This is a genomic window from Rhodococcus sp. NKCM2511 (assembly GCF_014905595.1).
GTDB lineage: Bacteria > Actinomycetota > Actinomycetes > Mycobacteriales > Mycobacteriaceae > Rhodococcoides > Rhodococcoides fascians.
This window is the reverse complement of record NZ_BNHJ02000001.1, coordinates 1805542-1817376: the sequence shown is the minus strand read 5'-3', so window position 1 is coordinate 1817376 and position 11835 is coordinate 1805542. Positions and strand designations below refer to the sequence as shown.

Below are 11835 nucleotides of genomic sequence, written 5' to 3'. Positions count from 1 at the left end.
GCATGGTGATGTCCGATCTCGTTGCCTCGTACGGCAGTACGACGGTGCTGCACGGAATCGATCTCGACCTCGGCGACGGTGAGATGCTCGCCGTTCTCGGACCCTCCGGCTGCGGCAAGACGACTCTGCTGCGATCGATCGCAGGCCTGCACCGTATCGACGCGGGCCGCATCACCGCCGACGGGCGCGACCTCTCCGTCGCCGGGCGTGTTCAGGTGCCGGAGAAGCGGGGAGTAGGCCTGATGCCGCAGGAAGGTGGACTGTTTCCACATCTGACGGTGCGCCGAAACATCGAATTCGGTTTGCGCACAGGGTTCGTGCGGCCGTACCTGTCCGGCCGAGCCGAACGGGCCCGACGCGTCGACGAGATGCTCGAGCTCGTCGGACTGCCCGACGCCGGTGCGGTTCGACCCAGCGAACTCTCGGGCGGGCAGCAGCAGCGGATCGCGTTGGCGCGCGCGTTGGCCCCGGCTCCGTCGGTGGTGTTGATGGACGAGCCGTTCGCTGCTCTCGATGCAGGTCTGCGGACCTCGATTCGGCAGGACGTGCGAGAGTTGTTGCTCACCAGCAAGACCGCGTCGATTCTCGTCACACACGATCGGGCCGAGGCTCTGGGCACTGCGGATCGGGTTGCGGTCCTGCTGGGCGGGCGCTGTGCGCAGGTCGATACGCCGCGTGCACTGTACGAGCGGCCCACCACGCCGGCTGTGGCGAGCTTCGTCGGCGACGCCTATTACGTCGACGCTGCCGCGCGCGACGGTTGGGTCGACACCGTTCTCGGTCGTCTCGAATCCACCACCAGGGCAACGGGTATGGGGCAGGTCTTGCTCCGGCCCGAACAGTTGGTGGTCTCGGAGCGCGAGGATGGCGAATTTCTCGTCGAACACGAGGTTTTCACCGGCCCCGAATGCTCGGTCACTGTGCGACACCGCGATACCGGGCTCCGGCTGCGTGTCGTCGCTCGGGCCTGCGACCGATTCGCTCCCGGTACAGCCGTGAACGTCTCGGTGACCTCACCGGTGCACTGGTTTCCGCGTTCGGTGCGTTGATGCCGTGACGCAGGGTTCCGGTCGCGGTACGCGGCGGAACCCTGCGCAGTGGGCGAGTTATCGGGCCGTGCGCTTGGGCATGAACACCGCAGCGACAGTCATCAGGACGGCGGCGACCAGCACTCCGATGAAGACCAGATGGATGGCGTCGGACAGTTGTTCGGGTTCTGGATCTCCGGACACACGGGCGTTGACGATGGCACCGAACACCGCGACGCCGACGGCGCTACCGAGTGAACGGGCGAACATGTTGGTGGAGGTGACGACGCCGCGTTCGGCCCACTCGACGCTCGACTGTGCGGCGATCAATGTGGGGCTCGCGATCAACCCCATGCCGAGGCCGATGACGAAGCACATCGCCGCGACGTGCCAGATCTGCGAATCGGCGTCGAGCAGAGTCGTCAGTGCCGTACCCACGATCCCGATCGAACCGCCGACCACTGCCGTCGTGCGGAAGCCGAAGCGCAGGTACACCCGCCCGGACTGGGATGCCGCGATCGGCCAGCCGAGGGTCAGCGTGGACAGCGAGAAGCCGGCGATGATGGCTCCGGTGCCGAACACGCCCTGTACGAAGGTCGGGACGTAGGACGTCAGTCCCAGGATCAATGCGCCGACGAGCAACGAGATGAAGCTGCTGACCACCAGCACCCGCCGGGTGAACACCCACAGCGGCAGGATCGGCTCCTCGGCGCGGGACTCGACCCATGCGAACACCGCCAGCAGTAGGAAGCCCACAACGAAGATCGCGATGCTGATCGGCGAACCCCAGGCCCAGGACTGGCCGCCTTCGAGCAGGCCGAGGAGCACCATCGTCGCGCCGACGGTGAGCAGAGCTGCACCGAGGTAATCGATCTTCGGCTTGGTGCGTTCGACAGCGCCTTCCTCGAACTTGCGCAGCAACATGAACGCCGCCACCGCGCACAGCGGAATGTTGATGAAAAAGATCCACCGCCACGACAGGTACTCGGAGAAGACGCCACCGAGGGCGGGGCCGAGCACCGAAGAGATCGCCCACACGCTGGCCAGGTAGCCCTGCACCTTGGCGCGCTCGGGCAGCGTGTAGATGTCGCCCGCGATGGTGATGGACATCGGCTGGACGGCACCCGCGCCGAGTCCCTGAATCGCGCGGAAAGCAATCAGAGCAGGCATGCTCCACGCCAGGCCGCACAGAATCGAGCCCAGGCAGAACACCGCGATGCCGAACACCATGATCTTCTTGCGCCCGAACAGATCGGACAATTTGCCGTAGAGCGGCACCGAGACAGCCTGTGCCAGCAGGTAGATCGAGAACAACCACGGGAACTGCGCAAACCCGCCGAGGTCGCCGACGATGGTGAGCACCGCAGTGGCGATGATCGTCGCGTCCAGCGCAACCAGCGACGAGCTGAGCATCAGCGCGATCAGGATGGGACCGCGTTCGGAGCGGAATCCGATGTCCGGGGTCGATTCGGTCGTTGCCATTGCTACTCATTGTGATCCCTGCCCGCCGACGTGGCGGCACCGGCCCAGATAGTGTTGAGCCTCGTGCGACCATCACTGAGTAGCTACGAGCATCTGGCCGGCGGCAAGGTCCGCGATCTGTACACGATCGACGACGCGCATCTGCTGCTCGTCGCGAGCGATCGAATCTCGGCCTACGACCACATCCTCGACACCCCGATCCCGGACAAGGGACGTGTGTTGACGGCGATGAGCGTGTTCTTCTTCGAGGAGCTCGGCGGCGTCAATCACCTGGCCGGTGATCCGCTCGACGAACGCATCCCCGCCGAACTGATCGGCCGCGCCCTGGTGGTGAAGAAGCTGAACATGGTGCCGATCGAGTGCGTTGCTCGCGGCTATCTCACCGGATCCGGGTTGGCGGATTACAACGCGACCGGTGCCGTGTGCGGCGTCGAACTGCCGCCCGGCCTGATCGAATCGAGCAAACTCGACGAGGTCATCTTCACTCCTGCCGCCAAGGCCGAACTGGGCGAGCACGACGAGAACATCACCTTCGACCAGGCCGTCGAACTGGTCGGTGCCGAGCTGGCCTTCAAACTCCGCGAAGACACCATCGAGATCTATTCGCGTGCAGCCAACTTCGCTCTGGAACGCGGAATCATTCTCGCGGACACCAAGTTCGAGTTCGGGACCGATGCCGACGGCAACCTCGTTCTCGCCGACGAGGTGCTCACCCCCGATTCCTCGCGCTACTGGCCTGCCGATTCGTACGAAGAGGGTCGCGTTCAGCCCAGTTTCGACAAGCAGTTCGTTCGCGACTGGCTGACCGGCGAATCCGGCTGGGACCGAGCGTCCGACACCCCACCGCCACCGTTGCCCGACGACGTCGTCGCCGCAACGCGCAGCCGCTACATCGAGGCCTACGAGCGCATCTCGGGCCTGAACTTCGACGATTGGGTCACGCCATGACGATCACCCCTCCCATTGCCAAGAAGGTGCCGCAGGGGCGCACCCATCACGGCGACACGTTCATCGACAACTACGAGTGGTTGCGCGCCAAGGAAGACCCCGAGGTGATCGCCTACCTCGAAGCCGAGAACGCGTACACCGAGCAGCAGACGGCCGGACTGGAAGCACTCCGCGGCAAGATCTTCGACGAGATCAAATCGCGCACCCAGGAGACCGACCTGTCCGTGCCGACGCGCATGGGCCAGTGGTGGTATTACTCGCGCACCGTCGAGGGTAAGTCGTACGGCCTCCAATGCCGTTGCCCCGTCGACTCTCCCGACGACTGGACACCGCCGACGCTGTCTTCCGACGTGGACGTGCCGGGGGAGCAGATCCTGCTCGACGCCAACGTCGAGGCGGAGGGTCACGACTTCTTCTCGCTCGGGGCATTCTCGATCAGCCTCGACGGCACGTTGCTGGCGTATTCCACCGACACCGAGGGCGACGAGCGGTACACGCTGCGTTTCAAGAACCTCGAGACCGGTGAACTGCTCGCCGACACCATCGAGAACGTCGCGCCGGGTGCCACCTGGACCGCCGACGCCACGCATGTCTTCTACCTGACGGTCGACGAGTCCTGGCGTCCCGACACCGTCTGGCGGCACACGCTCGGTAAGGCCGAGGACGTCAAGGTCTTCCACGAGCCCGACGAGAGCTACTGGGTCGGATTCGGTTCCACCCGCAGCGAGAAGTACCTGATGATCTGGGTCGGCTCGAAGATCACCTCCGAGTGCCTCGTCCTCGAATCCACCGATCCCGAGGGCGAATTCCGCGTCGTGCTGCCGCGCACGGACGGCATCGAGTACAGCATCGAACACGCCGTCGTGGCCGGTGAGGATCGCTTCCTGATCACCCACAACGGCTCGGTCAACGGCTGGGGCACCGAGGGGGAGAAGGCCGAGAACTTCCTGCTCGCCGAGGCCCCGGTCAGCGATCCACTCGATCAGCGCATTCTGGTTCCGCATCAGGGCGACGTCCGAGTCGAGGACATCGACGCCTTCGCGAGCCACCTGATCTTCACCTACCGCCGAGAAGCGTTGACCCGCATGGCGATCTGGCCGCTGACCGACGAGGGATACGGCGAGTACCGCGAGCTGGAGTTCGACGAGGAGCTCTACTCTGTCGGTGCGGGCTCGAACCCGGAATGGGATCAGCCCCTGCTGAGGATGGTCTACACCTCCTTCATCACGCCCGGTCAGGTGTACGACCTCGACATCGCCAGTGGCGAACTGCTGCTCCGCAAATCGCAGCCGGTTCTCGGTGAGTTCGATGCCGGTGACTATGTGCAGCACCGAGAGTGGGCGACCGCGCCGGACGGAACACAGATTCCGCTGTCGGTCATCGCTCGCAAGGACGTCCCCGAGGGGCCTGCTCCCACGCTGCTGTACGGCTACGGATCGTACGAGGCATCGATGGACCCGTCGTTCTCGGTGGCGCGTCTGTCCCTGCTCGACCGCGGCATCGTCTTCGTCGTCGCACACGTGCGCGGCGGCGGCGAGATGGGTAGGCACTGGTACGACCAGGGCAAGACGCTGCAGAAGAAGAACACGTTCACCGACTTCATCGCTGCCGCAAAGCATCTGATCGACACCGGCCGTACCTCACCGAAGCATCTGGTTGCCGACGGCGGCAGCGCAGGCGGACTGCTGATGGGTGCGGTGGCCAACCTTGCACCCGAGTTGTTCAACGGCATCCTGGCCAACGTGCCGTTCGTCGACCCGCTCACCTCCATCCTCGACCCGTCGCTGCCGTTGACGGTCATCGAATGGGACGAGTGGGGTAACCCGTTGGCGGACAAGGAGGTGTACGACTACATGAAGTCGTACAGCCCCTACGAGAACGTCGAGGCCAAGGACTACCCGTCGATCCTCGCCATCACGTCCATCAACGACACCCGCGTCCTGTACGTCGAACCGGCCAAATGGGTTGCGGCCCTGCGTGCCACGAAGACCGGTGACTCGGACCTGCTGCTCAAGACCGAAATGAGCGCCGGACACGGCGGAGTCAGCGGACGCTACGAGAAATGGAAAGAAGCGGCCTTCGAGTACGCGTGGATCGTGAGTGCGGCTGGCGCCGCAGTGGAGTGATCAAGCGCCCCAGGGGGCACTCAACCACACCACTGGCGCGTCAGCGCCACACATAGCGGACCTGCGGTCGCCCGGCTTTGCCGTATTCGGTGTGCCGGGTGACCAGGCCGTCGTCGGCCAGTCGTTCGAGGTAGCGCCAGGCCGTCACCCGGGATACGCCGACAACCTTGGCCGCCTCGGAGGCGTTGAGGCCGTCGACGGATTCCTTGACGCTGGCGGTGATGCCGTCCATCGTCTGTGGGGCAATGCCTTTGGGGGTGGAGACGCGTTCGTCGGCCGTGCGCAGGTGTGCCATCGCACGGTCGATGTCTCGTTGACTCGACGCGTTCTCACCGGCGGGTAATGCGTCGTGGAATTCGCGGTAACGCTCGAGCTTGTCGCGAAACGCCGCGAACGTGAACGGTTTGAGCAGATACAGCACGATGCCGTGCGCCACTGCGGAACGAACTACCGACAGATCACGTTCGGAGGTGATCGCAATGACGTCGGGGCTCGGACGTAGACCGCCGAGCGCCGCAGCGACGTCGATGCCACTGGCGTCGGGCAGGCCGATGTCCAGCAACACCAGATCGACGGGTTCGGTGCTGGCGAATCGCATGGCCGCAGCGCCGGTGTGTGCGACGCCGGCAACGTCGAAACCGGGCGTCCGCTCGACGTACGTCTTGTGTGCCTCGGCGATGAGCGGTTCGTCGTCGACGATCAGTACGCGGATCACGACGTCGCTCCCGGAATGGTCGCAACCAACACCGACCCGTACGTCACTTCCGAGGTCAACGTGCCACCGTGCCGCGTGATCACCTGCGTCACGAGCGCGAGGCCGAGTCCGCGAGATCCGGATTTGGTCGAGTATCCGCGCCGGAGAGCAGCTTTCAAGGTTTCCGGTGGCATGCCGGGACCACTGTCGGCCACCCGGACGACGAGTTCACCGTCGGCGTCGCGGACCGTCACTTCGACCCACGGTTGGTCGGATTCTTTCGAGGCATCGATCGCATTGTCTATCAGATTGCCGACCAGCGTCACCAATTCGCGAGCAGTCAGAACCCCTTCGTGTTCCATCGCCGTGTCGTCGGTGATCGTCAGCTCGACGCCCTGTTCGGCAGCCTGGCTGACCTTGCCGAGCAACAGCGCCGCGAGCGCAGGCTCGCCGACCGCGTTCATCAACCGGTCGATGAGAGTCTGCGAGAGTTCGAGATCGGCCGTCGCGAATTCGACGGCTTCTTCGGGGCGACCGAGCTCGACCATCGTGATGACCGTGTGCAACCGATTCGCCGCCTCGTGCGCCTGCGAGCGCAGTGACTCCGCGAAACTGCGCACCGAATCCAATTCGCCCATCAACGAACGCAACTCGGTCTGATCGCGAATCGTCAGGACGTTACCCAGGCGTTTGCCCTCCCACATGACCGGATCCTGGTTGACGACGAGTACACGATCTTTCGTCAGATGCAGCTCACCGCGGACGATCCCGGTGTCCATCTGTTGCATCGACTCCGGCAACGACGTCAGCGATACCGGCCCGTCCGGTAGGTCGAGAAGGCGTCGGGCCTCGTCGTTGACCAACTCCGCCTCGTCGCTGCGTCCGAACACCAACAGACCCTCGCCGATGGAATGCAGAACGGCGTCGTGATGCTCGTACATCGTCCGCAATTCGGCCGGAGCCATTCCCAATGTCTGACGCCGTAGCCGGCGGCTGAGCAGCGTCGAACCGGCCGCAGCGACGACGAAGGCCGCGAGCACGACGGCGAGGATCAACGGCAGGCCTTGCAGGAACTGATCGCTGATCTTCTGGCGGGTGACTCCGGCGGACACGAGGCCGACGATCTCGCCGTCGGTATCGGTGACGGGTGTGACCGCTCTGATCGACGGGCCGAGAGAGCCCACGTACGTCTCGGTGAACGTCTCGCCGAGCAGTGCGCGATCGATGTTGCCGCTGAACGGTTTACCGATCAGGTCGACGGTGGTGTGCGTGAAGCGGGTGCGATCGGGAGCCATGACGACGATGAAATCGACCCCGGTGACCTGCCTGATCTTCTCCGTTTCCGGCTGCAGACGAGACGTCGGGTCGTCGGATTCGATGGCCAGCGGCGTCGACGGTTCGTTGGCAATACTCACCGCGATCGCCGTCACCTCACGTCGGGTGGCGTCGTCGCTGTTGGACCTCTCGTTGAGGATCGTCAGTATCCCGCCGGCGAGAACGACGACGGCCATGACGACCAGTTGCAGGACCAAAACCTGGCCCGCCACGCTCAGCGGCCGCTTCGAGGACAACACATTCCTTTCGGACAAGAAACATCGATGTGAACAGAATGAACGTATAGGTGACTCCAGTCACTGGGTGCAGCAACATCATCTCTCAGCAGGGGTGACCCACCTCACTCCACTCCGGCGATCACGAAGCCACCAGCCACATTCACGCACCACCGGAACACTAAGGAACGTCCATGACTATCAGCACCGACGCTGAGCGGAACGACAATCCGTCGTCCGAGCCGAAGAAGAAGCGCGACAGAACGCACTGGCTCTACATCGCGGTGATCATCGCCGTCATCGCCGGCATCATCGTCGGGCTGGTGGCCAAGGATTTCGCGTCCGACCTGTCGATCCTCGGCACGCTCTTCGTCAGCCTGATCAAGATGATGATCAGCCCGGTCATCTTCTGCACCATCGTCCTCGGCATCGGATCGGTACGCGCCGCAGCCAGCGTCGGCCGAGTCGGCGGCCTGGCGCTCGCTTACTTCATCGGCATGTCGACCATCGCCCTCGGTATCGGCATGGTTGTCGGCAACCTCATCAAGCCCGGTGACGGCCTGAACATCACGCCGAACGACGCCGGACTCAAGCTCGCCGACACCGCCCACGAGGCCGGCGGGACGATGGACTTCATCGCCGGGATCATTCCGACATCGCTGCTTTCGTCGCTGACGGCCGGTTCTGTTCTGCAGACGCTGTTCGTCGCCATCCTCGTCGGTTTCGCACTGCAGGCCATGGGCAAGCAGGGTGAAGGCATCCTCAAGGGCATCGGCGCAGTACAGAAGCTCGTCTTCCGCATCCTGACGATGATCCTGTGGCTCGCCCCGATCGGTGCCTTCGGTGCCATCGCCGGTGTCGTCGGCAAGACCGGCTTCGACGCAGTGATTCAGCTCGGCACTCTGATGCTGGCCTTCTACATCACCTGCTTCATCTTCGTCTTCTTCTTCCTCGGCCTGATTCTCAAGTTCGTCTCCGGCTTCTCGATCTTCAAGCTGGTCAAGTACCTGGCCCGGGAGTACCTGCTCATCGTTGCCACGTCGTCCTCCGAATCGGCCCTGCCGCGTCTGATCGCCAAGATGGAGCACGTCGGAGTCGAGCGCACCACCGTCGGCATCGTCGTCCCCACCGGTTACTCGTTCAACCTCGACGGCACCGCGATCTACCTGACCATGGCCTCGATCTTCATCGCCGACGCCATGAACATGCCGCTCTCCATCGGGGAGCAGTTCTCGCTGCTGCTGTTCATGATCATCGCCTCCAAGGGCGCAGCCGGAGTCTCCGGAGCAGGCCTGGCGACGCTCGCCGGCGGCCTGTCGAGCCACCGCCCGGAACTGCTCGACGGTGTTCAGCTCATCGTCGGAATCGACCGGTTCATGTCCGAGGCTCGCGCCGTCACCAACTTCTCCGGTAACGCCGTTGCCACTCTGTTGGTCGGTACGTGGACCAAGACGATCGACGCCGCCCGAGTCACCGAGGTGCTCGACGGCAAGCACCCGTTCGACGAGGAGACCATGGTCGACGACCACCTCCCCGAGGACGACCGGCCCGCCGACAAGCAGGTCATCATCGAAAAGAACGCCGCCAAGGCATAAGAACCTGCCGGGCGACGCGCATCCCCCCGTCGCCCGGTTCGGAAGAACGCAAGTACGGCCCTGCCACCAGCGGGGTCGTACTTGCTTTTGTACGTCGGTTCCATTCTGTCGGTACTCACAGGTAAGTTCGGGTGATGACTGAAGTTCAGAACATCGGCATCAACACGCTGGGTGGTGCGCCCACCTCGCTCGACGAGTACGCCGGACGGGCCGTCCTCGTGGTCAATGTCGCATCCAAGTGCGGACTGACCCCGCAGTACGAAAAGCTGGAGAAGCTCGCCAACGAGTACTCCGCCAGTGGCCTGTCGGTCGTCGGGGTGCCGTGTAACCAGTTCGGTGGCCAAGAGCCCGGCACCGCCGAAGAAATCGAAACTTTCTGCTCCACCACGTACGGCGTCACGTTCGCGATGACCGAGAAGGTCGACGTCAACGGTGACAACCGGCACCCGCTCTACGCCGAACTGACCAAGACCGAGGACGCCGACGGCACCGCCGGAGACGTTCAGTGGAACTTCGAGAAGTTCCTGATCTCCCCGGATGGCGTCGTCACCAACCGGTTCCGCCCGCGCACCGAGCCGGACGCACCCGAGGTCCTCGCCGCGATCGACAAGATCCTGCCGAAGGAAACGATCGCCGTTTAGCTTCTGTCTGCATCGACGTCGAGCCTCGTTCACGCTGGTGTGCGAGGCTCGAGTCATGTCTGGACGCCTGATCGTGTCGGTGAGCGGAATCAAGAACGACACCTACGAGCACGCCGCCGAGTTCGCGCGAGAACTCGACGGACGGGGCGTCCCGCTGTCGCTGCTCGTCGCACCGCGCCTGAAAGACAAATACCGTCTCGCAGCCGACGTGCCCACCCAGGAATGGCTGCGGACGCGACGCGACGGAGGCGACGCCATCGTTCTGCACGGCTACGACCAGGCCGCGACGAAGCGTCGACGCTCCGAATTCTCTGCACTGCCGCGTCACGAAGCTCGACTGCGTTTGATGGCCGCCGACCGCGTCATGGAACAGACCGGCCTGCGTACCCGAGTGTTCGCCGCTCCGCGCTGGATCGCCTCACCCGGAGCCATCGAGGCGCTCCCGGATGCAGGATTCCGAATGATCGCCTCACTCAACGGTATTCACGACCTCGACCGCGACGGCACCATCCGCGCCCGGGTCTGGGGAATCGGCGAAGGCTTCAAAGCCGAACCCTGGTGGTTCAAAGCACTCGTACTTGGGGCCGGCCGCACCGCCCGACGCGGGGGAGTGGTGCGCCTGGCCATCAGCGCCAAACAACTCGGACGCCCCGCGCCCCGACAGGCAATCCTCGATGCCATCGACCTCTCCCTGCACCACAACGCCGCAGCGGGAGTCTACGAATGGATCCCGCGCACCAAAACTCGCGTGGCCTGACTCCTCGCTGCCTCACCCCCGCCCCGCCCCAACCCCCGCCCCGCCCCCGGCTTGCTCTGTACCTCCAATTGGGATCAATGTGGCTTTCAGTCACTCAGATTGCAAGAAAGGCGCATTGATCCGAAGGGGGTGGGGTGGTCCATTGACGCGAACGGGGTGGGAGCGGTCGTAGACTCGACAGCGATGAATGCCTCGAGTGTGACCCTGAACGACGTCGTTGCCGCGCATCGACTGCTGCGTGATCGCAATCCGCTGGTGCAGTGTCTGACCAATACGGTGTCGGTGCAATTCGTCGCCAACGCCCTGCTCGCGGCAGGTGCGGCTCCGGCGATGGTCGACAATCCGGAGGAAGCGGCCGGCTTCGCCGAGATCGCCGACGCGGTTCTGGTCAATCTCGGAACTCCGACGGCCGCGCAGGTGGAAAGTTCTCGTCTGGCGTCCGCTGCCGCGCGAGCAGCGGGGAAGCCGTGGGTACTCGATCCGGTGGGAGCGGGCGGGCTGCCGTGGCGAACCCAGGTCGCCGTGGAACTACTTGCCAACCGGCCCAGCGTGATTCGCGCGAATGCTTCCGAGGTGATGGGACTCGCGGGCGCTGAGGGTGGATCGCGGGGTGTGGATTCGTCTGCGCACGTGGCGGATTCCGTCGACGCGGCGCGTTCTCTCCTCGACCGCGCCGAGGTCGTAGCGGCCTCGGGGGAGGTCGATCACATCTTCGCGCAAGGCTCGACGGTGAAGATCGGCGGCGGAAGCGCACTGCTGCAACGAGTTACAGCCACCGGATGCGCGTTGGGTGCGCTGACGGCTGCGTACTGTTCCGTTTCTCCGTCTGCGTTGATCGGTGCCGCCGCCGCGCACGCGCACGTGGCGGTCGCGTCGGAGATTGCGGCTCGGTCGACGTCGCGTCCGGGTACCTTCGCCGCTGCATTCTTGGACGGACTCGACGCGGTGGACGAGTCCGCGCTACGCGAATTGGTTCGGCTCGACTGACGAGTGCAACTGGCGCTCCACTCTGTG

General features: G+C 64.3%; 10 protein-coding genes. 7 read left to right on the top strand and 3 right to left on the bottom strand.

Features of this window, described 5'->3' with window-relative positions; translation table 11 throughout:
* Positions 1–2: 2 nt before the first annotated feature.
* Positions 3–1049, top strand: a complete 1047-nt coding sequence (locus tag JLZ96_RS08320; RefSeq protein ID WP_236253860.1) for an ABC transporter ATP-binding protein — start codon at positions 3–5, stop codon at positions 1047–1049.
* Positions 1050–1106: 57 nt separating this feature from the next.
* Here the strand turns inward: JLZ96_RS08320 and JLZ96_RS08315 are convergent, their stop codons facing one another.
* Positions 1107–2510 carry an MDR family MFS transporter gene (locus JLZ96_RS08315; protein ID WP_032400075.1) on the bottom strand — a complete coding sequence of 468 codons (1404 nt, stop codon included), beginning with the start codon at positions 2508–2510 and terminating at the stop codon, positions 1107–1109.
* A gap of 63 nt (positions 2511–2573) precedes the next feature.
* Here JLZ96_RS08315 and JLZ96_RS08310 point away from each other — a divergent pair, with 63 nt between their 5' ends.
* Both JLZ96_RS08310 and JLZ96_RS08305 read left to right on the top strand, forming a co-directional pair.
* Positions 2574–3458 (top strand): phosphoribosylaminoimidazolesuccinocarboxamide synthase, encoded by an 885-nt coding sequence (locus JLZ96_RS08310; RefSeq protein ID WP_094621728.1) that lies wholly within the window; start codon positions 2574–2576, stop codon positions 3456–3458.
* Entirely contained in the window at positions 3455–5584 is a 2130-nt protein-coding gene (locus tag JLZ96_RS08305) for a S9 family peptidase (RefSeq protein ID WP_201009829.1), read from the top strand. The genes JLZ96_RS08310 and JLZ96_RS08305 overlap by 4 nt, the downstream gene beginning before the upstream one ends.
* Positions 5585–5624: 40 nt before the next feature.
* Here JLZ96_RS08305 and JLZ96_RS08300 read toward each other — a convergent pair whose 3' ends face one another.
* Both JLZ96_RS08300 and JLZ96_RS08295 read right to left on the bottom strand, forming a co-directional pair.
* Positions 5625–6299 (bottom strand): response regulator, encoded by a 675-nt coding sequence (locus tag JLZ96_RS08300; RefSeq protein ID WP_032374017.1) that lies wholly within the window; start codon positions 6297–6299, stop codon positions 5625–5627.
* Positions 6296–7789 (bottom strand): sensor histidine kinase, encoded by a 1494-nt coding sequence (locus tag JLZ96_RS08295; protein ID WP_228139393.1) that lies wholly within the window; start codon positions 7787–7789, stop codon positions 6296–6298. The genes JLZ96_RS08300 and JLZ96_RS08295 overlap by 4 nt, the downstream gene beginning before the upstream one ends.
* Positions 7790–8022: 233 nt before the next feature.
* On the opposite strand from JLZ96_RS08295, the gene JLZ96_RS08290 reads away from it, so the two are divergent.
* The 4 genes from JLZ96_RS08290 to thiM all read left to right on the top strand — a co-directional run bounded on the left by JLZ96_RS08290 (position 8023) and on the right by thiM (position 11808).
* The gene (locus JLZ96_RS08290) at positions 8023–9423 is read left to right on the top strand and encodes a cation:dicarboxylate symporter family transporter (protein WP_032371343.1); all 1401 of its coding nucleotides are present in this window, start codon (positions 8023–8025) and stop codon (positions 9421–9423) included.
* 131 nt (positions 9424–9554) lie between these two features.
* Complete coding sequence (locus JLZ96_RS08285) at positions 9555–10064, top strand: glutathione peroxidase (protein ID WP_027495833.1); 510 nt, start codon at positions 9555–9557, stop codon at positions 10062–10064.
* 55 nt (positions 10065–10119) lie between these two features.
* A complete protein-coding gene (locus tag JLZ96_RS08280) occupies positions 10120–10821 on the top strand; it encodes a DUF2334 domain-containing protein (protein WP_032367942.1) in 702 nt (233 codons plus the stop codon).
* 183 nt (positions 10822–11004) lie between these two features.
* Positions 11005–11808, top strand: coding sequence for a hydroxyethylthiazole kinase (gene thiM / locus JLZ96_RS08275; protein WP_201009828.1), 804 nt, complete (start codon positions 11005–11007; stop codon positions 11806–11808).
* The last annotated feature ends 27 nt before the right edge of the window (positions 11809–11835 follow it).

Excerpts from the sequence above, each read along its gene's own strand:
- JLZ96_RS08315 (WP_032400075.1), bottom strand. The coding sequence starts at position 2,510 with ATGGCAACGACCGAATCGACCCCGGACATCGGATTCCGCTCCGAACGC.
- JLZ96_RS08290 (WP_032371343.1), top strand. The coding sequence starts at position 8,023 with ATGACTATCAGCACCGACGCTGAGCGGAACGACAATCCGTCGTCCGAG.
- JLZ96_RS08320 (WP_236253860.1), top strand. The coding sequence starts at position 3 with ATGGTGATGTCCGATCTCGTTGCCTCGTACGGCAGTACGACGGTGCTG.
- JLZ96_RS08305 (WP_201009829.1), top strand. The coding sequence starts at position 3,455 with ATGACGATCACCCCTCCCATTGCCAAGAAGGTGCCGCAGGGGCGCACC.
- JLZ96_RS08295 (WP_228139393.1), bottom strand. The coding sequence starts at position 7,789 with ATGGCCGTCGTCGTTCTCGCCGGCGGGATACTGACGATCCTCAACGAG.
- thiM (WP_201009828.1), top strand. The coding sequence starts at position 11,005 with ATGAATGCCTCGAGTGTGACCCTGAACGACGTCGTTGCCGCGCATCGA.
- JLZ96_RS08280 (WP_032367942.1), top strand. The coding sequence starts at position 10,120 with ATGTCTGGACGCCTGATCGTGTCGGTGAGCGGAATCAAGAACGACACC.